Annotated in this window: 24 protein-coding genes; 9 read left to right on the top strand and 15 right to left on the bottom strand. The window is 60.4% G+C overall.

All coding sequences use genetic code 11. The features are described 5' to 3' along the window. Positions 1-21: 21 nt before the first annotated feature. From IU397_RS13160 to IU397_RS13145, 4 genes are read right to left on the bottom strand one after another with little or no spacing between them, the layout of a single operon-like run. Entirely contained in the window at positions 22-2,154 is a 2,133-nt protein-coding gene (locus IU397_RS13160) for a molybdopterin-binding protein (protein ID WP_370541682.1), read from the bottom strand. Further along, the gene (mobB, locus tag IU397_RS13155; protein ID WP_204414263.1) at positions 2,151-2,642 is read right to left on the bottom strand and encodes a molybdopterin-guanine dinucleotide biosynthesis protein B; all 492 of its coding nucleotides are present in this window, start codon (positions 2,640-2,642) and stop codon (positions 2,151-2,153) included. The genes IU397_RS13160 and mobB overlap by 4 nt, the downstream gene beginning before the upstream one ends. Next, entirely contained in the window at positions 2,639-3,232 is a 594-nt protein-coding gene (gene mobA / locus IU397_RS13150) for a molybdenum cofactor guanylyltransferase MobA (protein WP_204414261.1), read from the bottom strand. The genes mobB and mobA overlap by 4 nt, the downstream gene beginning before the upstream one ends. Continuing rightward, on the bottom strand, positions 3,229-4,110 hold the full coding sequence (locus IU397_RS13145; RefSeq protein ID WP_204414259.1) for a formate dehydrogenase accessory sulfurtransferase FdhD: 882 nt from the start codon (positions 4,108-4,110) through the stop codon (positions 3,229-3,231). Before IU397_RS13145 ends, mobA begins: the two co-directional genes overlap by 4 nt. Positions 4,111-4,172: 62 nt before the next feature. On the opposite strand from IU397_RS13145, the gene IU397_RS13140 reads away from it, so the two are divergent. Further along, complete coding sequence (locus IU397_RS13140) at positions 4,173-4,868, top strand: AzlC family ABC transporter permease (protein WP_204414257.1); 696 nt, start codon at positions 4,173-4,175, stop codon at positions 4,866-4,868. Further along, the gene (locus IU397_RS13135) at positions 4,865-5,191 is read left to right on the top strand and encodes an AzlD domain-containing protein (protein ID WP_204414255.1); all 327 of its coding nucleotides are present in this window, start codon (positions 4,865-4,867) and stop codon (positions 5,189-5,191) included. Before IU397_RS13140 ends, IU397_RS13135 begins: the two co-directional genes overlap by 4 nt. Positions 5,192-5,282: 91 nt before the next feature. Here the strand turns inward: IU397_RS13135 and IU397_RS13130 are convergent, their stop codons facing one another. The 5 genes from IU397_RS13130 to IU397_RS13110 form a co-directional block, all read right to left on the bottom strand. Beyond that, positions 5,283-5,882: a hypothetical protein gene (locus tag IU397_RS13130; RefSeq protein WP_204414253.1), complete on the bottom strand. Its 600-nt coding sequence runs from the start codon at positions 5,880-5,882 to the stop codon at positions 5,283-5,285. 40 nt (positions 5,883-5,922) lie between these two features. Then, positions 5,923-6,063: an aa3-type cytochrome c oxidase subunit IV gene (locus tag IU397_RS13125; RefSeq protein ID WP_204414252.1), complete on the bottom strand. Its 141-nt coding sequence runs from the start codon at positions 6,061-6,063 to the stop codon at positions 5,923-5,925. 90 nt (positions 6,064-6,153) lie between these two features. Continuing rightward, on the bottom strand, positions 6,154-6,621 hold the full coding sequence (locus IU397_RS13120) for a DUF6173 family protein (RefSeq protein ID WP_204414251.1): 468 nt from the start codon (positions 6,619-6,621) through the stop codon (positions 6,154-6,156). Positions 6,622-6,624: 3 nt separating this feature from the next. Continuing rightward, entirely contained in the window at positions 6,625-7,665 is a 1,041-nt protein-coding gene (locus tag IU397_RS13115; RefSeq protein WP_204414250.1) for an MBL fold metallo-hydrolase, read from the bottom strand. Beyond that, the gene (locus tag IU397_RS13110) at positions 7,665-9,371 is read right to left on the bottom strand and encodes an acyl-CoA dehydrogenase (RefSeq protein WP_204414249.1); all 1,707 of its coding nucleotides are present in this window, start codon (positions 9,369-9,371) and stop codon (positions 7,665-7,667) included. The genes IU397_RS13115 and IU397_RS13110 overlap by 1 nt, the downstream gene beginning before the upstream one ends. A 124-nt stretch (positions 9,372-9,495) precedes the next feature. Here IU397_RS13110 and IU397_RS13105 point away from each other — a divergent pair, with 124 nt between their 5' ends. Both IU397_RS13105 and IU397_RS13100 read left to right on the top strand, forming a co-directional pair. After that, positions 9,496-10,443: an L-threonylcarbamoyladenylate synthase gene (locus tag IU397_RS13105; protein WP_204414247.1), complete on the top strand. Its 948-nt coding sequence runs from the start codon at positions 9,496-9,498 to the stop codon at positions 10,441-10,443. Positions 10,444-10,608: 165 nt separating this feature from the next. Further along, positions 10,609-11,193 carry a hypothetical protein gene (locus IU397_RS13100; protein ID WP_204414245.1) on the top strand — a complete coding sequence of 195 codons (585 nt, stop codon included), beginning with the start codon at positions 10,609-10,611 and terminating at the stop codon, positions 11,191-11,193. A gap of 146 nt (positions 11,194-11,339) precedes the next feature. On the opposite strand, the gene IU397_RS13095 is transcribed toward IU397_RS13100, so the two are convergent. The 3 genes from IU397_RS13095 to IU397_RS13085 all read right to left on the bottom strand — a co-directional run bounded on the left by IU397_RS13095 (position 11,340) and on the right by IU397_RS13085 (position 14,930). Beyond that, a complete protein-coding gene (locus IU397_RS13095) occupies positions 11,340-13,031 on the bottom strand; it encodes an acyl-CoA dehydrogenase family protein (protein WP_204414244.1) in 1,692 nt (563 codons plus the stop codon). Between the two features lie 190 nt (positions 13,032-13,221). Beyond that, the gene (locus tag IU397_RS13090; protein ID WP_204414583.1) at positions 13,222-13,788 is read right to left on the bottom strand and encodes a YqgE/AlgH family protein; all 567 of its coding nucleotides are present in this window, start codon (positions 13,786-13,788) and stop codon (positions 13,222-13,224) included. Between the two features lie 92 nt (positions 13,789-13,880). Next, complete coding sequence (locus tag IU397_RS13085; protein WP_204414242.1) at positions 13,881-14,930, bottom strand: AbrB family transcriptional regulator; 1,050 nt, start codon at positions 14,928-14,930, stop codon at positions 13,881-13,883. A 213-nt stretch (positions 14,931-15,143) separates the two neighbouring features. On the opposite strand from IU397_RS13085, the gene IU397_RS13080 reads away from it, so the two are divergent. Continuing rightward, positions 15,144-15,902 carry a protein-disulfide reductase DsbD domain-containing protein gene (locus tag IU397_RS13080; protein WP_204414239.1) on the top strand — a complete coding sequence of 253 codons (759 nt, stop codon included), beginning with the start codon at positions 15,144-15,146 and terminating at the stop codon, positions 15,900-15,902. Between the two features lie 15 nt (positions 15,903-15,917). Here IU397_RS13080 and IU397_RS13075 read toward each other — a convergent pair whose 3' ends face one another. Further along, on the bottom strand, positions 15,918-16,658 hold the full coding sequence (locus IU397_RS13075; RefSeq protein WP_370541681.1) for a phosphodiester glycosidase family protein: 741 nt from the start codon (positions 16,656-16,658) through the stop codon (positions 15,918-15,920). Further along, a complete protein-coding gene (rbfA, locus tag IU397_RS13070; protein ID WP_204414228.1) occupies positions 16,648-17,076 on the bottom strand; it encodes a 30S ribosome-binding factor RbfA in 429 nt (142 codons plus the stop codon). The genes IU397_RS13075 and rbfA overlap by 11 nt, the downstream gene beginning before the upstream one ends. Positions 17,077-17,176: 100 nt before the next feature. Here rbfA and dapB point away from each other — a divergent pair, with 100 nt between their 5' ends. Then, a complete protein-coding gene (dapB, locus tag IU397_RS13065) occupies positions 17,177-17,986 on the top strand; it encodes a 4-hydroxy-tetrahydrodipicolinate reductase (protein WP_204414226.1) in 810 nt (269 codons plus the stop codon). Positions 17,987-18,082: 96 nt separating this feature from the next. Then, a complete protein-coding gene (locus IU397_RS13060) occupies positions 18,083-18,445 on the top strand; it encodes a dihydrodipicolinate reductase (protein ID WP_204414224.1) in 363 nt (120 codons plus the stop codon). A 21-nt stretch (positions 18,446-18,466) separates the two neighbouring features. Here the strand turns inward: IU397_RS13060 and IU397_RS13055 are convergent, their stop codons facing one another. Beyond that, entirely contained in the window at positions 18,467-18,655 is a 189-nt protein-coding gene (locus IU397_RS13055) for a DUF1674 domain-containing protein (protein ID WP_204414222.1), read from the bottom strand. 70 nt (positions 18,656-18,725) lie between these two features. Here IU397_RS13055 and IU397_RS13050 point away from each other — a divergent pair, with 70 nt between their 5' ends. Continuing rightward, entirely contained in the window at positions 18,726-20,021 is a 1,296-nt protein-coding gene (locus IU397_RS13050; RefSeq protein WP_204414220.1) for an RsmB/NOP family class I SAM-dependent RNA methyltransferase, read from the top strand. 127 nt (positions 20,022-20,148) lie between these two features. Beyond that, entirely contained in the window at positions 20,149-21,858 is a 1,710-nt protein-coding gene (locus tag IU397_RS13045; RefSeq protein ID WP_204414218.1) for a heparinase II/III family protein, read from the top strand. The last annotated feature ends 11 nt before the right edge of the window (positions 21,859-21,869 follow it).

Below are 21,869 nucleotides of genomic sequence, written 5' to 3'. Positions count from 1 at the left end.
TAGGACAGGGAAGTCTGCGGGCTACAGTCCGAACCCCGTGTAAGGCAGGTACCGGACCGGCATACCGGGTGTGATGTGTAATTCACCATCCGACAGTTCGACCAGACCATCGGCCCAACTGAGGCCCGAGATACGCCCTGATCCCTCCGAGGTGAAGATTTCGGCTTCCCCGTCCGTATTCAGCCGGGCGCGCAAATATTCGCGCCGTCCCGGTTTCTTTCTTTTGTCAAAGGCAGCGGGTACGTGGAAGGCCTGTGGGGTCAGCCACGGCCCGCCCGACAAAGTCGACAAAGCCGGGCGCGCGAAAATCAATGTGCAGACCAGTGCAGCCACAGGATTGCCGGGCAAGCCGAATACCGGCTTTCCTTGCCATTGTGCCAACGCCAGTGGGCGGCCCGGTTTCAAGGCAATCCGCCAGGCAGTCAGATGCCCTTCGGCTTGTAACAGGGCTGAAACGTGGTCTTCGTCCCCGGCAGAGGCGCCGCCGGATGTCATGATGGCATCCACATCGGCCATCGCCCTGTCAAACATATCGCGCAAGACATCCCGATCATCGGCGACATGGCCCAGGTCAACGGCTTGGTGCCCAAAGCTGCGGATCAGCCCCAGCAACATGGGACGGTTGGCATCATGGGTGTGTTCCGGCCGCGTCGCATGGCCGGGTTGTACGATCTCGTCCCCCGTTGACAGAATGCCGACGCGGAGCGACTGAAACACCTCGACCTGGGCACATCCCGCAGCGGCGAGGAGGGCGATGTCCGGGGGGCGCAACCGTTGGCCTGCTGTCAGCAGGGGGGTCTGGTCAAAGAAATCCTCGCCCGCTTTGCGCGTATTTGCACCGGCCTTTACGGGGCCCTCAAAGACGATATGGGTGTCGGTACATGTCACATCCTCTTGCAGGATCACGGTATCGACACCGGACGGTAAAACGGCACCGGTGAGGATTCGAATGGCGTGCCCGTCCGGCACGGTTCCGGGCCAGGGTTGCCCCGCCGCGGCTTGCCCGGCCACCAGGGGCAGCACATGGCGGCCCGCGTCACTGGCGCTTTGATAGGCAAAGCCATAGCCATCCACCGCCGTGTTGGGCGCGGGCGGATTGGCGCGCTGCGCCAGATGCGTGCAGGCGGCGATGCGGGTGGTTGCCTGATCCAAAGGTATGTTTTCGGTGCCGACAACCGGTGTTAATGCCGTGCGCAATCGGGTTAGCGCGGTATCTACCGGGATCCAGGCAACGCCGGGGGGCAGAGCAAAACAATTATCGCTCAAAGTCGGGGGGTGCAGATCAGGATGCGCGGCGGCTTGTGCGGCTGATCGCAAGGCGTGGGTAACGCCTGCCCCAAGGATCCAACCCTCTTGGTGGGTTTGCGGCCTATCCGGTGCCGCGGCAAAGGCCTCACCCAAGGTGCCGCGCGTCTGCATCTCTGCAAAAGCCGCGGCCAGAAGACGGACTTGTGCGGCATCCTTGATCCCGCCTGCCTCCGTGACCATTGTGTTGATAAGAGATGGGTAGATCTCTGCCACAACAATCTGCTGATTATCTGCCTGCTCGAATGGCCAAACAGCCAGACACGCGCCAAACCTTTGGGAAAGGCGATGGAGCAATGGCAGGCCCAGCAATACTTGAGAGCCGACAGCACCATTGCCCATCAATTGCCAAACCGTTTTTGCGCCCTTGGCCTGTTCCTCGGTCATGCGGTGTTCGGCAAGGCCGAACCCGCCGCGCCCATCCTTGCCCCAGGGCAGGGCTGGAAGATCGCCGCGGGTTTTGACCCGCCCCCAGAACGGTCCGGTGCCCGGGAATGAGGCATTTATCCTATCTGCTGTTTCGAACCGGTTGTTGGCATTGTCCGGGCTGTCGGTGATCGCATCTGCCAACCACGCCCAAACGCCCTTTGCGTCATCCCGGCCGATCAGCCCTTTGGCAAAGCCTGCCGGGTAACCGAAGGCGAAGTCAAAACCGACCAAGATGCAGTCCCCATCGGCCGCTGCCTGGTCCAGAAGATCGATCAATGCAGCTTCGGCGGCGGCCCGAGTCCGGTGATAGGTCACATCGTCATCGACCGCGATCCATATTGCATCCGCCTCGGGCCGCTGGGCGGAAGGTTTGGAGCGCGCGGACCAATCCACCATGATGAACTTGTCGAACTTGGTCACAAACCAACCTCGGACAGAATGAAATCGGCGATGGCGCGGGTGTCATTGAGATCAAAAACCGGAACGGTTGCGTCCACCGGTACGTCGCTGGCCACGGCACGGATCAGCGGATCCCCTAGTGCGATCAAGGCCGAGCCTGTCTCGCCCCTATGCGCTTCGACCTTTGGATGCGGGCCGGTCTTGTAACCTTCGATCAGAACAAGATCGACGGGGGAGAGGCGGGCAAGCAACTCTTCCAGCGGTGGTTCTTCGGCCTCGCGCAATTCATGCATCAAGGCCCAGCGATTGCCGGACGCAAGCAAAACCTCGGTCGCGCCAGCGGTCCGGTGACGGTGGCTGTCCTTGCCCGGATGGTCGACGTCAAAGGTGTGATGGGCGTGTTTCAGGGTTGAGACTTTGAAACCGCGCCCGGTGATTTCGGCGACGAGCCGTTCCATCAGGCCGGTCTTGCCGTTGTTTTTCCAGCCAGTGACACCGTAAATCCTCATGCCGTGGCCAGCCTTGCACGGGCCTCGGTGAGATCCTCCGGTGTGTTGACGTTAAAGAATGCCTCTGCGGCGAACAAAACCTCTCCGGTGCCATGTCGGTCGGTCCATAGAACGACCTTGCGCAAGCCATTATTCAGCGCCTCCCGCAGGTCATGGCGCAAGGCGACGGGCCACAGGCCAAAGGTTGGATGGCGATATGTGCGGCCGTGTTCGTGCGTTGCAGCCAGACGGATAGGCGCGTCATCCGCATGTAAACGATCATAAAGATCTATGGGAAAGAACGGCGTATCCGCGGCAACGGTCAGGATCTGCGCCATCCCGTTTTCGGCGGCATGGTCCATACCGGCCAGAACGCCCGCCAATGGGCCCGGAAAACCGGCAATACTATCCGGAATGACGGGGAGGCTGTAATCGGAAAATCGCCCGGCCTCCCCATTGGCATTCAGCACCATACGGTCCACTTGGGGGGCCAAACGATCCATCACGCGGGTCAGCATTGTCTGACCGTCGAGCATCAGCAGCCCTTTATCACCTCCGCCCATGCGGGTGGCCTGTCCACCGGCCAGGATGACGCCCAATGCGCCCGTCATCGCACGCTTTTCCGGCGACTGGCGCGATCTTCGTCCTCCACAAGGGACAGATCTGCATCGCGGATCAACCTGTCTTCGCCCGAAAGGCAGACAAACCGTTTCCCGCGCATCCGTCCGATCAGGGTCAAGCCGACCTGGCGGGCGATCTCCACTCCCCAGGCTGTGAAGCCTGATCGCGATGCCAGAACCGGTATCCCCATCAAGGCCGCTTTGATCACCATTTCCGATGTCAACCGCCCGGTTGTGTAAAGCAGCTTGTCCTCCGCGTTGACCTGTTCAGACAGCATCCAACCCGCGATCTTGTCGACAGCGTTGTGGCGCCCGACATCTTCCATATAGACCAGTGGCTGCGCACCCCGGCACAGGACGGTGCCGTGGATCGCGCCGGCCTCCAGATACAGGCTGGGTGTGCGATTGATGTGATGCGCCAGGGCATAAAGGTCAGAACTTCGCAGCTGCGCCCGCGGCAGTGTCAGCCCCTCAAGCCCGGCCATCATGTCACCAAAGACCGTGCCCACAGCGCAGCCGGAGGTCCGAGTTTTGCGCGCCAGCTTGTCTTCGAAATCCGTCTCGGTCGCGGTGCGAACAACGACCGTCTCGACCTCCTCATCGTAGTCCACGCGGGTCACGTCATCGGCATCGCGCAGCATCCCCTGGTTGCGCAGGAAACCCAACGCCAAGTATTCCGGGTGATCGCCGATGGTCATGGCCGTCACAATTTCCTGACGATTCAGGTAGATGGTAAGCGGGCGCTCCTCGACCACGTTCAGATCGACCTCTGTCCCATCCTGATCTGTCCCGCGCAAACCGCGGGTTAACCCATCTTGCTGTAAATCAGGGGCAATGATGTAACCAGAAAGATCGCGGGCTTGGGCCAATTGTATCTTCCCCTTCAAAGGCGTAGCACGTCGGAGTACGAGCCTACCCGGAGGCCTCTTCCGTGACCACACCCAAATCAGCATTCAGGCGCGGCTTTCTGGATGGTGGCCCGTTCGTTCTGATCGTTGTGCCCTTCGCTTTGGTGTTTGGTGCGGTCGGGAGCGAGGCCGGGTTGTCCATCGCCCAAGTGATGGGGTTTTCGGTGCTTGTCATTGCCGGAGCGGCGCAGTTCACGGCGGTGCAGCTTTTGGCGGATGAAGCACCGACGTTTGTCATTCTGCTGACGTCGCTCGCGGTGAATCTGCGGATGGCGATGTATTCCGCCTCGCTCCAGCCGTATTTGGGGCAGGCGTCGGTCTGGGCCCGTCCTTTGCTGGCTTACATGCTGGTTGATCAGTCTTACACGATCTCGATCCTGAAATTCGAGAAAGAGCCAGAGATGACCGTGTCAGCGCGCGTGGCCTATTTCTTTGGCGTCGTGGCGCTGATTGTTCCGTTTTGGTACATCTGCACGTTCATTGGTGCACTTGCGGGGCAAGCGGTGCCGGACGGATATGGGATCGACTTTGCCATACCCATTGCCTTTCTTGCCCTTGTTGCACCCGCCTTGCGAACGGTTGCCCATGTCGCCGCTGCCTTGGTGGCTGTGGTTTTGGCGCTGGCTTTCGCGGGCCTGCCTTACAATTTCGGGCTGCTGATCGCCGCGATTGCGGCCATGGTCACGGGGGCGGAGATTGAGCGCCGTTATTTCTCATGAACCAGTCCGACGCCACAATCTGGTTCATCATCGCGGCCCTGGGGGTCGGAACATTCGCGATCCGGTTTTCGTTTCTGGGCCTGTTCGGTGATCGCAAACTGCCGGAATGGGCGCTGCGATATCTACGCTACACCCCCGTGGCTGTGATCCCCGCCCTGATCGCTCCCATGGTATTGTGGCCGCCTGCAACCGGTGGGACGCCAGATCTGGCACGGCTGATTGCGGCCGCCGTTGTGATCCTGGTCGGATATGTGACGAAAAATGTGCTGGGTGCCATTGCCGCCGGTGCGGCCGCCTTGCTCGTGGGACTATCGGTATTTTGACCGCAGCTCGGTCGCATGACGCGCAGGTTCCAACCATATCCCGGACCTGTTTGTTGGCCGCCGAAAAAACAGTAACTCCATCCCGCGAGCGTCAGTTCAGTTTGGTCTGACCCGGCAAATCCTTGTTGAAGTCGGGCGAGTCGTCGAAGATCTGACGGGTCTTCACACCAGGCACTTTTGCGAATTGTTTCATGGCATTGCCTGGAAACCATGTGGACCGTGTGCTTTCGAACCCAGGCAATTGCCGCAGAATGGATGTGATGGAAGCGGTGCACATCGCCTTGGGCACCGCTCCATATTCCTGCACCAGTTGCAAGGCGCGGTCCGCCACTACGAGGGGAACCTCAACTTCCTGGACGACCACGTGGAACGTCTCCCGCGCGTGATAATCCAGGTAAAACCGCAGCACATTCGGCTTGATCCCGAAATGCACGTCGTTTCGCTCCGGGATGGTGGGGTGATAAAACGTACCGGCCGGGTCGAATATCACACGATGCGCACCATTCACCATCAGGCCGGAATGGGCGCCCGATCCGCTGCGATTATTGACCATCGTGAACAGGGTGATCGTTGACGGCCCGGCATGGCTGTAAAGCGCGCGCTGCACCTGTTCTTCGGGGGCCCAGGTTGGCTCTGCCGTACACGCACCCAACACTAACAGTGAGAACACTGCCACTAGAAATCGCTTCACTGTCTGCCCCTTAGTCTTGTCTGCCGGGCCTGGGCAGGCCTCAGCCGTTGATCCCGTAAAGGAGGATCAAAATCAGAAAAATTGCAACCACGCCGTACGCCGTGATCTTCACAAATGTGGCAAATGTTTTTTCCTGATCTTCGATATTCATCGAGCCAATTTCGTGTTTGTCGTCAGCCATGGTCGGATCCCTGATAAAACATATCGCAGTGGTGCTTAGCGCATGGAGCCCTGGGTGCTCAAGCGGGCGACGGGGTGCAAAAGCGCGCAGTCAGCTTGTGCTTTCGTCCAATTCGGCGGCCAGCCTGAACCCGATACGGCGGGCTTTGGGCTGGTCGACCTCTTTGGGCAGGGCGCGCAACATGACGTTCAACTGGCTGACATGCTGTATCAATTGGGTCCGCGCGCCGGATGTATCACTGCCGTAAAATGTCAGGATATCGGGATCGAAAAAGCCGATCCCCTCGATCCGCATGACACCGACATCACCCCCGGTAAATCCCATGGCGACCTCGTGATCAGCATCCAGCGTTTCCTCGAAATTTTTCACATAAAGGATCAAGCGCTGATAGGCCCAGGCGGCAGGGCTGGAGGGTTTCTTTCCCTCCTTCATCATGCCGTCTGGCAAAGGTTTCTGCTCTGGCGTTTCAGGCGCGTCCGGGTCGGTATGAACCACATGTGCGCTGGGCATCGCTTCTGCTTCCGCCATCTCGGCACTGGTCTCTATCGAGTTCTGCATGGCTCAGATCGCCTCCCACAGCCAGGCGCCGTCATCCCGGCGCGTTCGACGAACCTTGCCCAACCGGTGCAGGTGATTCAAGTGGGCGACAGATTCCACCAGCGCCAACCCATAGGCGCTGCCTGTAATCTCGCGCTTGAACAGTGGCAAAAAGCAATCATGCGCCGTTTTTGGTGTCTTGAGGTGGTTCAGCAGCCGTTTCAGTGCGCCATGGTGGTTGTCGATCAATTGCCGCATCCGCGCCGGCAGGCCCGTGAAGGGCAATTTGTGACCGGGCAAAACCAGTTGCGCATCCGTGGCATAAGTCGCCAGCCGCTCACAGGCTTCCAACCAATCGCTCAGCGGGTCTGCCTCGGGCTCGGTGGCATAAACCCCGATATTGGGCGAGATCGACGGCAAAAGCTGGTCGCCGCCCAAAACAAGATCGCCATCCCGGCTCCACAGCGTCGCATGTTCAGGGGCATGGCCATTGCCGATGCGGATGTCCCAGGTGCGTCCGGCGGCTTGCAGCGTGGCGCCTTCGGCGATCCGGGTAAAACCCAGTGGCATCGGCCAGACCACATCGCCAAAATTGAACGGGCGTTCGCTGGCGCGCTGGTCATATAGCTCCTCTGCCATCCCGGCACTTCGCCAAAAGCTCAGGCTTTCTGCCGTAGGCGTTTCCTGCACATCCAGCGTCAGCATCCGGGCGAAGAGCCATGCCGTGCGCGTTGTCACCAATTCTGCCCCATGTTTGGACTGAAACCAGCCGACAAGGCCCACATGGTCGGGGTGATGGTGGGTCAGGATCACCCGGTGGACCGGCTTGCCGCCCAATGGCCCGGCCATCAGATCAGTCCATAACGCCCGCGTTCGGGTCGAGTTGAAGCCGGTATCGACGATGGTCCAGCCATCGCCGTCATCCAGCGCGTAGATATTGACGTGGTTCAGCGCCATTGGAAGGGGAAGGCGCATCCACAAGATGCCGTCCGCGATTGCCATCGCTTCCCCCTCTGCTGGCGGCGTCTCCCATGGATAGCGCAGGGTCGACGCTGTGCCATCCATCACGCGGCCAGATCTTCGGCCGACAGCACATAAAGGCCATCCGCCCCTTCGCGCACATGGGCCAGCAAACCCTTATGCTCGGGCAACAGCCGCTTGATGTAAAAAGTGGCAAGTGCCGTGCGCGGCCCGCCTTCGGCTTCCGTCCCAGCGGCAAGAAGGTGAAAATGCGATCCCAGCACACGGGCAAAGGCATCAAGATACGGCACTGCGCCCGCAAACCGGTCCTGCATGTCCTGTGCGACCAGCCATTCGGTGGTTTCCCGTAGGTTCTCTGCCGCTTGCCACACGGGTTTGGCCAAGGCTGGCATCCTGGCCCGCGCCCCTTCGGCCGCATCCTGCACCTCGCCGATCAGCGCAAAGGCGGCCTCTCCACCATCCATCATCTTTCGGGCGACCAGATCCATCGATTGGATTCCGTTCGTCCCCTCATAAATGGCCGTCACACGAACATCGCGAGCATATTGCGCGGCCCCGGTTTCTTCAACGAAACCCATGCCGCCATGGACCTGGATGCCCATATTGGCAACTTCCATGCCGACTTCGGTCCCGTAGGCTTTGGTGATCGGGGTCAGTAAGGCGGCCCGGGATTTCCAGTCCGCCTGACCCGTTGCGTGGGACATGTCTATGGCGACAGCATTGGTCAACGCGATGGCACGCGCGGCATAGGTTTCCGCCTTCATGGTGGTCAACATCCGGCGCACATCGGCATGTTCGATTATCGCGCCCGATCCGCTCGCCTTGCCTTGCTTGCGGTCGGCGGCATAGGCCAGCGCGTGCTGATAAGCCCCTTCTGCGACACCGATCCCCTGCACACCGACACCCAGTCGCGCATTGTTCATCATCGTGAACATTGCGGCCATCCCGGCATGGGGTTCACCAACGAGCCAACCGGTGGCCGCGTCATATTGCATTACGGCGGTGGGCGAGCCATGAAGGCCCATCTTGTGCTCAAGGCTGACCACTTTCAGGCTGTTGGCGATGCCTGGACTGCCGTTCTCGTCCGGCAGCTTCTTGGGCACCATAAACAGGCTGATCCCCTTGGTGCCCGGCACGCCGTCAGGCAAACGAGCCAGCACCAGATGGCAAATGTTGTCGGCCATATCGTGGTCCCCCCACGAGATATAGATCTTTTGGCCGCTGATCGCGTAGGTTCCGTCACCTTTCGGCTCGGCCTTGGTGCGCAGGGCGCCGACGTCACTGCCCGCCTGTGGTTCGGTCAGGTTCATGGTCCCTGTCCATTCGCCCGAGATCAGTCGGGGCAGGTACAACGCCTTCAGTTCATCACTGGCATGGGCTTCCAAAGCCTCTATCTGCCCTTGGCTCATCAGGGGGTTGAGCTGCAAGGACAGACAGGCGGAGCTCATCATCTCGTTCACGGCCGTTGTAACCGTCATGGGCAGGCCCATTCCACCATTGTCGGGGCGGGCCGAAATACCGACCCAGCCGCCGTCGGCAATGGCTTTGTAGCCGGCCGCATAGCCGGGGGACGTTCGCACCACCCCATTTTCCAGCCGCGCTGGATGCACATCGCCGGGACGCTGCAAGGGGGCCAGAATGTCTTCGCACAGCTTGCCGGCCTCTGTCAGGATCGCATCCGTTACATCATCCGAAACGTCTGAAAACAATTGGGTCGCATGTACTTGCGACAGGCCCACAACATGGTCAAACAGGAAACGAAACTCGGATACAGGGGCGCGGTACGGCACGGAAACCTCCTTGAAAATCGGAACTTGGCAGAAGTCGCAGGGCGGCTTATCAAATACCACCTTGATTTTGACCCTAAACCGCGCCCTGCCACGCGAAAAGTCCTACGCAGCGTCACAAGTTACCATGCCCAAACAGACCCGTCTTCTGCGACCGGATCGCACTGGCTTGACCGATGCGGTGGATATGCTGCGCGGCGGGGGACTGGTCGCTTTCCCGACAGAGACGGTCTACGGGCTGGGCGCGGATGCCCGAAACGCAAAGGCCGTTGCGGGCATATATGCGGCGAAGGGGCGGCCGCAATTCAATCCCTTGATTGTCCATGTCGCTGATCTGGCATCGGCCTGCGACATTGCTGTTGTTAAGGGGCAAGCCCTTGAATTGGCAAAGGCTTTCTGGCCCGGTCCCCTGACCTTGGTCGTGGCGCTGCGGTCGAATGGTGGCATTGCCGATCTTGTCACGGCTGGCCTGCACACGGTTGCGATCCGCGTTCCTGCGGGGAAGGTCGCGCAGGATCTCCTCAGTAGGTTTGACGGCCCCATCGCGGCGCCGTCGGCCAACCCTTCCGGTCGGATCAGCCCAACGCATGCGGACCATGTGATGGCGGGACTTGAGGGTCAGATCGATGCCATCGTGGATGGCGGGCCGTGCTCTGTCGGGCTGGAATCGACCATTATCGGCTTCGATGGTCGCGCGGCACAGTTGCTGCGACCTGGTGGGTTGTCGGCGGAAAACATTGAAAAACATGTGAAACTGGCGGTTCCAACGCCTGACACCGTGACCATTACAGCGCCCGGGCAGCTTGCCTCGCATTATGCGCCGCGGGCCGCGTTGCGCCTGAATGCAACGGCGCTTTATGCAGAAGAGGTCCTGCTGGGTTTTGGCCCAAACCTCCCGGATGCCACGGTAAATTTGTCAACAAAAGGCGACTTGGTTGAGGCGGCTGCGAACCTTTTTGGTTATCTACACCGCATGGACGACATGGGGTGCCCCATTGCCGTCTCGCCCATCCCGAATCATGGTTTGGGCCAAGCCATCAATGACCGATTGCGCCGAGCCGCCGCACCACGCTGAGGCGCAAAACCTGGGTGCACAGGCCATGCACATTCGATGCACAAACCATACATACGCATCGCACGGTTGCCTAACATTTGCCTCACTTTCGCATTAACTAAATCGAAACCATGTCATCGGCAATGTTTCGCCGATATTTCCGATTTAATGTGAAGGAGCCTGACCATGTGGAGATCCGCTGCCTTGGCCCTGTTGCTGGTTGCCGTACCTGCTGCCGCCCAACAGGCTGTTCCCGAACTGTATCCTGAGACGGCGGAAGTGCGGCCTGACATGCCCTTTGATTTGAGCCCGGAACAGCAGAACGCGTTCGATGAATTCGTCAGCCCGCCCGCCTATTTCGGCGCTTTCGCAGCCTCCCGCGATGGAGCCTATGGTTGGTTCTACAATGCCAACGATCTGGCGACGGCGCAGGATTTTGCGTTGAATTATTGCGAGACCAGCCGCGCTGATGGCCCGGTCCCCCGGTGCGTCGTGATTGCCACAGTCGTGCCCGAGGGTTTTGCGGGCCCTGCGCAAGGCACCCTGCGCCACAAGGCCGCGACCGACCTGGCCAAGCTGCGCAGCAGTCGCCGTTACAGTGGCAAACGTGCCATGGCTGCGAGCGGTGGTGGTGCCTACGGATATGTGTACAACATGCCGACCCGCAAGAGCGCCGAACGCGAAGCGCTGTATCTGTGCGAGCGCTATGCCAAACGCGGGACCAAGGACCTGCCCCCGGCGCCCTGTAACGTTGTGTGGATCAGCCGCTGAGACCTCAGTGATTTGGACGATGCTTCGAGCTATTGATGGCTCAAGCCGTTTGGGTTTGCGATCACATTTGGCGGCATAAAAATCGGTTTGCGACGGTGTAATGGGATCGCGGTGGGCACCGGGCCCAACGCGATCAATATGATCTGTTAAGCGAGCAACCGGCGTGCGATCACTTGGGCCTGAATTTCGGCCGCGCCTTCGAAGATGTTGAGGATCCGTGCATCGCACAGAACGCGGCTGATCTCGTATTCCAAGGCAAACCCGTTGCCGCCGTGGATTTGCAAGCCGTTGTCGGCCGCACTCCAGGCGACGCGGGCGCCCAGCAGCTTGGCCATACCGGCCTCAAGATCGCAGCGGCGGCCTTCATCCTTTTCGTTGGCAGAGAAATAGGTGAGCTGGCGGGCCACCATGATCTCCACCGCCATCATGGCGAGCTTGCCCGAGACGCGGGGGAAATGGATCAGCTGTTTGCCGAATGCCTTGCGGTCGAGGGCGTATTGCATCGACAAGTCCAGCGCATTCTGTGCCACACCGATGGCACGGGCCGCTGTTTGGATGCGGGCGCTTTCGAATGTCTCCATCAATTGCTTGAAGCCCTTGCCTTCTTCGCCGCCCAGAAGATTCTTGCCATCAACATGAAAGCCGTCGAATGCCAGTTCGTATTCCTTCATGCCGCGGTATCCCAGCACCTCGATCTCGCCACCGGTCATGCCGGGGGTCGGGAAGGGGGTGGCCTCGTCACCTGGCGTTTTTTCGGCCAGGAACATCGACAAGCCTTTATAGTCGGTCGTGTCAGGGTCGGTCCGGGCGAGCAATGTCATGACATGGGTGCGGGTGGCATGGGTGATCCAGGTTTTGTTGCCCGTGACCGTGTAGCTTTCGCCTTCCTTGACCGCGCGGGTGCGCAGCGCGCCCAGATCTGACCCCGTATTGGGTTCGGTAAACACCGCTGTCGGTAGGATCTCAGCCGAAGCGAGGCCGGGCAGCCAGTGCTGTTTCTGTGCATCGGTGCCGCCGCACAGGATCAATTCGGCTGCAATCTCGCTGCGTGTGCCCAGGGAGCCCACGCCGATGTAACCGCGGGACAATTCCTCAGACACCACGCACATGGAGGTTTTGGACATGCCAAGGCCGCCGAATTCTTCGGGGATGGTCAGACCGAACACGCCCATTTCGGCCAGTTCGTTGATCACCTCCAACGGGATGAGTTCGTCTTTGAGGTGCCAGTCATGGGCGTTGGGCGCGATCTTGTCGATGGCGTAGCGGCGGAATTGCTCCCGTATCATCTCAAGCTCATCGTCAAGGCCCGAGGCGCCGACCGTGGCGTTTGCGACCTGGTCTTGCATCAATTCGACAAGGCGGGTCCGCGCCGCCTGTGTATTTCCCGCCTGCGTCAGGGTCATGACCGCGGGCGCCATCAATGCACGTTGGTCATCCTGGGTCAGGCCCATGTCCTGGGGGCGCAGGATTTCGGTCTGGCTTATGGGGAGGCCGCCATAGACCTGCCAAAGGTATTCGCCAAAGGCGATCTGGTGGATCAGCTGTTCGACTTCGCCAAATTTATCCTCGGCTGCCAGCCTTTCCGCCCAGACCTGCATCTGGTGCAGGCTTTCGGAATAAGTGGCGAGCCAAGCCAGACCATGGGCCGCGGTTTGGTTTTCTTCCAAGGCGGCGCCCGAAACGCGACCGTCCTGCATCGCCCATTCGCCAATCCGCGCCTTGGCGGTTGCGACCAGTTCAGACAAGGGGGCGAGCGCCGCACCAGTCAGGCCCAACAGATCATCAAGGATGGGGTTGGACATGTTGGTTTGGGTCAGGTCCTGTCCATCATGGGGCATGATTCATTCCTTCACTATGTGTTGGGGTGGAGATAGGGCGTTTGCAGGTGCAGCGCAACAAAAATTCAATCTGGGACAGGATGACGCACAAAAATGACCTGACGAATTTTAGCGGTTCAAAAATCCATACGATCCGCGCGCGCCGAACCAGATGGTGACACGGCTAGATTACAGGAAAAATTGTTGGAAATCAGGCCCGACCTGCGGCTGCGGACAGGGTCAGAGGATCAACGCCCAGTGTCGCCAACGCAGCCTCCCATTTCGTGTTGTTAGGGGCTTCGAACACAATATCTGGGTTTGCCTCGGTGGTGAGCCAGCCATTCCGGCCAATTTCATCCTCCAACTGACCCGCGCCCCATCCGGCATATCCCAGGCACAGGATCCGCTTTTTGGGCCCGCGGCCATTGGCGATGTCCTCCAGCACGTCGCGCGTGGCGGTCATGCCGAAATCCTTGCCGACGGTCAGAGTAGATTCATTTTGAGTGTAATCGCTGGAATGCAGAACAAAGCCGCGACCATGTTCCACAGGTCCGCCGATATGGATGGGTGTTTTGGCCAGATCGCCGGGGCGTTCTTTTACTGACGTGATTTCAATCTGTTGCAGCAGATCGTCAAAGGAGAGATCGACGGCAGGTTGGTTGATCACCAGGCCCAGCGTGCTGTCACGCGAATGGGCACACAAAAGGATGACGGATTTTTCAAACCGCGCATCACCCATGCCGGGCATCGCCACCAAGAATTGTCCTGTCAACTCCATGGGATCCAAATTGCTGTGTTGCAGCATCTACCTCAAGTAAGATCTGCATCGCTGGGATGAAAGGCCACACCGTTGCCGGAGATGTGTCTTTCTTACGGTAGCGCAGCAGCCTGTCGGGCTGTGATCAGCGGCACCAGAAAGGCCAGTAAGAACAAGCGCCCGACATGGCATGCGGCGACAAAGCCCGGATTTGCGCCCAGAACAGCCCCCATGGCGACCATCGTTTCCAGCCCGCCCGGGGAAAACGCCACCACCACATGGGCGGGCGGCATTCCGATCACATAGGCCACCGGAATGGCTGCCAGCGCGGCAACGAGGACCGTGACAAGGGTGACGGCCAGCCCGGCAGCAAGGGTCGATTTAAGCTGCGCGAGCGTTACGCCGGTGAACCGGGTCCCGATCAATGTTCCCATGACAGCGAGGCATGGAATGCTGATTGCGGGGGAGACGCTGCCTGCGGTGAAGTCCGACAGTTGGGATAGGGCAGTGACCCCCATGCCGGAGATCAAGAAGGGGGCCGGAACCTTGAGCCGGGTCAAGGTCAGCCCCGCAACGATCGCCACCAGAAAGAGGGCGCCGACCTGTGCCAGTGGCATCGTCGTGTCACCGCCCAGAACAGTCGGATCCAGTTCAAACCCCAGCGCCAGGCCGATGAATGGAACGGAAAGGGTGAGAACCAGCAGTCGCATGGATTGCACCAGGGCAATCCGCGTGGTGTTCAGGTCCAGTGCGGCGCCCAGTCCCAAGACGTAGCTGATATGGCCCGGTGTCGCGGCCAGCACCGCGCTGCGCGGATCAAAGCGAAAGATCCGGATGAGGGCCGCACTGCATAGGGCGAGGGATAACAGCAATGACCCAGCCAGGGCCGCAAAGGCCAGCGGCCATCGCAGCATGGCCCCCGTTGCCTGCCCGTCAAACCCCGCTCCGATGGTGATGCCGATCAGCAGAAAGGCCGAATCACGAATGGGGGTCCAAATCACAAACCGGATTTGCGTAAGGGCCAGGAGGCTGATCAGGATAGCCGGCCCCATCAGGGGATAGAGCGGCAGGGATAGCGCCTTGCCCAAGGCGGCACCGCACAGACCCGCCAAAAGAGTGTAGCAGGTGACATATGCGGTGGAGCGATCCGGCAAATTCAGCATGGGCGTTGACTAACACCGTTGGGGCCGGGCAGGTAGAGCCGTGGCGCGTTGACAGCTATGCGGCTTTTCAAGGGCAGATCCGGTAACATGGTGTCGCCTGAATGTGATTTCCCCCAGAGCAGTGGGGCAGGTACGACAGCGGTCATGTCTTTTCGTCGCCTCATATCTTTCGCCTGTCCTGTTGTTGCTGTTATCGCCGCTTTGTCGCCTGTTATGGCCAAGGCCGGAGGTGGGTTGCCGGACGACCTGATCTCCGTCCGGGTGTTACCTGGCTGGCAGACCAAGACGGGCAACCGCATGTCGGGGCTGCATCTGAGCCTAGCGCCGGGGTGGAAGACCTATTGGCGATCACCGGGGGATGCGGGGATCCCGCCACAGTTTTCGTGGCGCGGGTCCAAGAACTTGAAAGGTGTCAAGGTGCATTGGCCCTCGCCCTCGGTTTACAACACAAACGGAATGCGTACGGTCGGTTATAGCCGCAATGTCGTTTTGCCGCTGACCGTGGTACCGAGAGACCCATCGCAGCCGGTGCGGTTGAAGGGTCGGATAGATGTGGGCGTGTGCGAAGTTGTGTGCGTGCCGATGACCCTGAAACTTGATACGCAGCTGGACGGGAAGGGGCAGTCAGATCTGAATATCCATCAGGCGCTGGCGACCTTGCCGGTTCCCGCGGACCGGGCGGGTGTATCGCGCGTGGTCTGTGCCATCAGCCCAACGCGCGATGGTATCAAGCTGTCGGCCCAGATCACGATGCCGCAGATCAGCCCATCGGAGGTTGTGCTGGTTGAAACCCATGATCCACGCATTTGGGTGGCCGAGCCCAAGGCGCGCCGCAAGGGTGACGTTTTATACACCGAAACAGAATTGGTACCACCCGCCGGTGAGGCGCTTGCCCTGAACCGCGACCGCCTAAGATTTACGGTGATCGGCACCAGTCAAGCAGTGGATATCGCGGGCTGCGCCGCAGGTTGACAGCCGCGGTAAACCTCAGGGGGCGGTGTCAACGATTCCGACGATGGGACCCATGGGAAAGCCGGGGTCGGATCGGCGCAAATCAGGTGCATGCAATCGAGAAACCTTGCCGTCCAGGTAAAGCGCATTGGGCGTATCCAGCATATCGCGGAACAAGCGGCCGAAATGGTGAAAGTTCACGCGAGCATCAGAAATGGCGAAATGCACAAGGGCCCCGTCCGCGCTGACGCCCACGCCGTTGCGGATATTCACGCTGTCGCTGTCCGGTATGAACCGGGGATGCAGTTTTCCGTCGATCACCAACATGGGGCCAGATTGGGTGGCAAAGCGGCAGCTTGGCGTGTCTTTTGCATAGGTCAGTGTCTCGATCACCGTCGCTGTGCCATTTTTGCCAATGCAGAAGACGCCGTTTGGCAGAAGGCCGAAATTGCCTGGCCCTGCGCGTTTGACAAGGGGAGCCGATTGCTGGGCCTCCTCAATGTAAAGGCCCACTGCGCTGAGGTCATCATGGAACATGCCGGCATTCATCGCAAAGATGAGCGCCTTGCCATCAGCATTCAGAATCCGGTCAATGGCCCGGAATGAGCCGAAGGCATTGCCATTGCTGCCGCGGTGAAACAGTCGCAGATCGACGTTCTTGGTTGGGTAGGAGCAGATCGTGAACGGCACGCCGTCAAACGCAATGGGTGAGCAGTTGGCAAGTGCCAGTTGTGGCCATGCGAGCGCGGCCAGGACGGCGTATAATTTAGGCCACACTGTCGTCAGGATCTTGGTCGCCGGACGGGTGCAGATCGCGTGCCACGTCGGGATCCGCAAACATGCGGCGGGTATCATCCATACGGTCAAACGTTTCGTCCGTAGCAAAGCGCAGTTCGGGTGAAAATTTCAGTGTCAGGTTCTTGGACACCGCCCGGCGCAATTCGTGGCGGTTGCGGCGCAGCGCGTCGAGAGCTTCGTCGGCGCCGTCTCCGCCAAGAGGCAGAACATAGGCGGTTGCGATACGCAGGTCGGGAGAGGTCGTGACCTCTCCCACAGTGATTGACATGCGGTTCAGGTCGGGGTCATGGATGTCGCCGCGCATCAGAACATCGGACAGGGTGCGCCGGATCAACTCCCCAACCCGCAATTGCCGTTGCGAGGGGCCAGAGCCGGTATGGAATTTGTTGCGAACCATGATTGTTCAATTAAGCCTTGCCCGGGGAGCGTGCAAGCGGACCTTTACCTTTGACGGGACGGCGCGATAAGGGAGCGTTGATCCAAGGATGGGGGAGAGCATGGCGGAACAACCCGGTGTCGCGGTGATGGGAGCGTCTGGCCGCATGGGGCGGATGCTGATCCAGTCGATCACCGAAGGCGACAAGCTGAGGCTGGTTGGCGCGATTGAGCGCGCGGGTCATGATTGGCTTGGGGAAGATGTCGGCGTCGCCATGGGGGGCACAGCCTTGGGTGTTGCGGTGACCGATGATCTGCTGGATCCGCTGACAAAGGCGCGGATCATCATCGATTTCACGGCGCCGGACGTGACCGTGGCCACTGCTGCGCTGGCCGCGCAGGCGCGCGCCGTTCACATTATTGGCACGACGGGGATGACAGAGGACGATCTGACCAAGGTCGATGCCGCTGCGCGCCACGCCGTTATCGTGCGGGCCGGCAATATGAGCCTTGGCGTAAACCTTTTGGTGCAACTGACCCGCAAGGTGGCGGCGGCGCTGGACGATGATTTCGATATCGAAGTGGTCGAGGCCCATCACCGCCACAAGGTTGATGCCCCATCAGGCACCGCATTGATGCTGGGAGAAGCTGCCGCTGACGGACGGCAGATTGATCTACGCGACGTCTATGATGCTGCGCGGGACGGGATCACCGGGGCCAGATCAACCGGGCATATCGGATTTTCCGCTATCCGGGGGGGGGATATTATTGGTGAACATGACGTGATTTTTGCCGGTCCCGGGGAACGCATCGTGCTGAGCCACCGCGCCAGTGACCGTGCTTTGTTCGCAAAAGGGGCGCTGAAGGCCGCTTCTTGGGGGCTTCAGCAGGAACCCGGGCATTATTCAATGCTGGATGTACTCGGGTTGTAGCATTTGATCACGAATGATTGAAACAAACCGGGCAACATGATCCGACCAAAGCGGCGCCGCGTATTTGCTGTGATGTCAACCACCGGGACTGTTGCCATGCTCCGCATTATTGCCCTTTGCGCCGCCTTGTCTGTGCTGCCCTTGTCATCTGCCGCTTGGGCAGACCAATTCACGACTGTGACCAACAAAAACGATTTTGTTTCTTTGATTTCGGGTCGTCACCTGACGCGCCAAGGGATCAAGCTCGCCGTGAGCCCCGGCGGCGCGATTGCGGGCCGTGGATTTGGCCGCGATGTCAGCGGCGACTGGAGCTGGAAGGGTGGCTATTTCTGCCGCGACCTGTTCTGGGGCAAGCGGGATCTGGGCTTCAATTGCCAGCAGGTTCAGGTCAACGGCTCGACCTTGCGCTTCACATCCGATCGGGGAGCCGGACGGTCGGCGGATCTTAGATTGCGCTGACGCATAGACCGTTCATCGCCGTCAGAAATCGATCGCGATGCCCTTTTTTTCCCAATCGCCATAACGGGCAGGGTCCAATCCGTCCCGGCCCCCCAGTTCAACCGGTCGATCTTCGGCCGGCTTCTCCTTTTTTCTGGCATCGGCCTCTGCCAAGGCGCGCTGGGCCGCTTTGGGCAGTTGGGCACGGCGGGCGGTCTCATTCGGATCCATGGTCTCTCCTTGAGGGTTTGGTGGGTGTGATATACGCCGCGCGGGTGGAGGTGCAACGGGAGGTGTCAAGATGGCCCAGAATGACAAGCAGATCGGCCTCGCCCCCCGGGCTGCGGCGTTGGATCTGCTGCAAGGGGTGATCGAAGAAAGGCGGATGCTGTCTGACCTGGTGGCGGATCCGGTCTTTGCCCATCATCCGCCTGCGGTGAAAGCCGCGGCACAACGGTTGGCGGTGCAGACATTACGACAGCGCGCGCGCGCCGATGCCATGTTGAAACCCTACCTCCAGCGCCCACCGGCTGCCTTGGCGAGGCTGATCCTGCAGCTGGGCGTGACAGAGATGATCGGAGCGGATGAAGCCCCCCATGGTGTGGTGAATGCTGCGGTCGCCTTGGCCCGGCAACGCCGACCGGGCGCGGCGGCATTCGTCAATGCGGTGTTGCGCAAGGTCGCAGAGGCGGATCGGGCGCCTTGGGCGGCTGCGGCTGCACCACGATTGCCCAACTGGCTGCGGGGGCGTTTATCGGCGGCCTATGGCAATGCCCATGTCGCCCGGATGGAGACAGCCCATGAAGCAGGCGCGCCGCTTGACCTGACCGTAAGGGATCCGGCGCAGCGGGCGGCGTTGGCCGAGGCGCTGGAGGCAGAGATATTACCGACGGGCAGCTTGCGGATCGCACGGTCGGTCCAGGTTTCGGCCTTGCCTGGATTTGAAACCGGGGCGTGGTGGGTTCAGGATGCCGCTGCCGCCGTGCCAGCCACGTTATTGGCCGCGGGCGCGGGTGAGCGGGTGCTGGACCTTTGTGCCGCGCCTGGCGGCAAGACGATGCAACTTTCCGCTGCCGGTGCCAAAGTCACGGCGCTGGATATGTCCGGCCCGCGACTGGAACGGGTTCAGCAGAACCTCGACCGCGTGGGATTATCGGCGGATGTCATAACTGCCGACGCGCTGCATTGGGAACCGGAGCTGCCGTTTGACGCCATTCTGCTGGATGCGCCCTGTTCGGCCACGGGTACCTTACGCCGACATCCGGATCTGCCGTTTGCAAAAGATGCCACGGCCTTTAAATCGCTATTTGAATTACAGGCGCAGTTGATTGATCGGGCTGTGGCCTGGCTGGCCCCCGGCGGACGTCTGGTTTTCTGTACCTGCAGCCTGTTGCCGCAAGAAGGCGAGGTGCAACTGGCGGCCGCGCTTGACCGGCATGCAGGCCTGCGGATCGATGAATTGGCCATGGCCGATTTGCCGGAGCAGTGGCGCGCTAAAGATGGCGGTTTGCGCCTGACACCAGACCTTTGGCCCGATCTTGGCGGTCTGGACGGATTTTTCATTGCGGTTTTGCGGCGCGAGACCACAACATCATGATTTAAAGCGGTGACACCGCTGTGGTGCAAGGCTATGATTTGCGCTCAAGACGTCCACCAAGAGACAACGCCAAATGGCAGGCAGCCCGCCCCCTCTTCTTAGTCGCGCGGAAAAGCGCAGGCGCCGGATGAACCGGTTTCAGGCATGGCGTGCGGCCCGGGCGCGACCGGCGACAGGATTTGTCTCAACACCCGAACCGCGGACCATCGGATCGATTGCGCGGGGGCGGCAGTTGATGGCGGGCAATTACCTGTTTGCGGGATTTCTGGTCGAGGCACCCCATACGCCGATCTGGGACCTGCCCATGCCAGGTGAAAGCTTTGAGATCGCGCTGAACAGCTTTGGCTGGCTGGATGATTTGGCGGCGCTCGGAGATGGTCGCGCGCGGTTTGCCGCCCAGGACTGGACATGGGACTGGATCGACCGGTTTGGCAATGGGACCGGACCCGGCTGGACGCCGGACCTGACGGGGCGACGTCTGATCCGATTGATCAACCATGCCGTCCTTTTGCTGCGCGGACGGTCGCCTGAACAGTCGCGGGCCTTCTTTACATCGCTGGGTCAGCAGACGATATTTTTGAGCCGCAGATGGCAGGCGACGACACCGGGATTGCAACGGTTCGAGGCGCTGGTAGGCCTGATCTATGCCGGGCTCGCGCTCACCGGGATGGAGCGACGGGTGGTTCCCGCCTTGCGTGCCCTAAACCGGGAATGCGAGAGCCAGATAAGCGGTCAGGGTGGCATTCCGTCCCGAAATCCCGAAGACCTGTTGGAGGTTTTCACGCTATTGTCTTGGGCGGCACAGGCGCTGCGCGATGTCGAACGACAACCGGATCCGGCGCTGAAAACGGCGTTGGAGCGGATCGCTCCGACCCTGCGCGCGCTCCGGCACACGGATGGCGGTTTGGCGCGCTACCATGGCGGCGGGCGGGCTCTGGATGGCCGTTTGGATGCGGCCTTGGTCAGTGTGGGCGTCAAATCTGTGGTGCCAAAGGATCAGTTGGCCATGGGCTTTGCGCGCATGACGGCCGGACGCACCAGTGTGATTATTGATGCAGCGGTGCCACCCTCGGGGCCCGCCAGCATCAATGCCCATGCCTCGACCCTGGCATTTGAGCTGACATCGGGGCGGCGTCCGTTGATCGTGAATTGCGGCTCTGGGGCTACGTTTGGCGAAACATGGCGCCGTGCCGGGCGTGCGACCCCGACCCATACAACGCTGGGGATCGAGGGGATATCGTCCAGCCGATTGAACCCTGAAAATGACGGCGGAGAGGTTCTGCTGGATGTACCCGCCAAGGTATCTATGCAGACCCGCCGGGTGGCCGATGGTACCCAGGTTCTGCTGAGCCATGATGGTTATGTGCCCTCCCACGGGTTGTCCCATGTGCGCAATCTGCTGTTGTCGGATGACGGGCGCAGCCTTGCGGGAGAAGACACGTTGGGTGCGCTGAACGAGGAGGACCGCAACAGATTTCAGGCGGTCATGACCGAAGTTCAGCTCAAAGGTGTGGCGTTTTCTGTCCGGTTTCATTTGCATCCGGACGTGGATCCCAAAGAGGATATGGGCGGCACCGCGGTGTCCCTCGCGCTCAAAAGCGGCGAGATCTGGGTGTTTCGCCATGACGGCGCAGCGGAGCTGACGCTGGAACCGTCGGTTTACTTAGAGCAGCACAGGCTGAAACCGCGGGCCACACGCCAGATCGTCCTGTCGGGGCGGGTTATGGATTTTGGTCGGCAGATCGGCTGGACCTTGGCCAAGGCACAGGATACCCCGCAGGCGATCCGCGATGTTGTCGATGAGGAAGTGTCGATAACAGCGGCCACGTTTGATTGACTTGATCGGAG

The organism is Actibacterium sp. 188UL27-1 (assembly GCF_016901225.1).
In the GTDB taxonomy this organism is placed as follows: Bacteria; Pseudomonadota; Alphaproteobacteria; order Rhodobacterales; family Rhodobacteraceae; genus 188UL27-1.
This window is presented reverse-complemented; position numbering and strand designations above follow the sequence as displayed.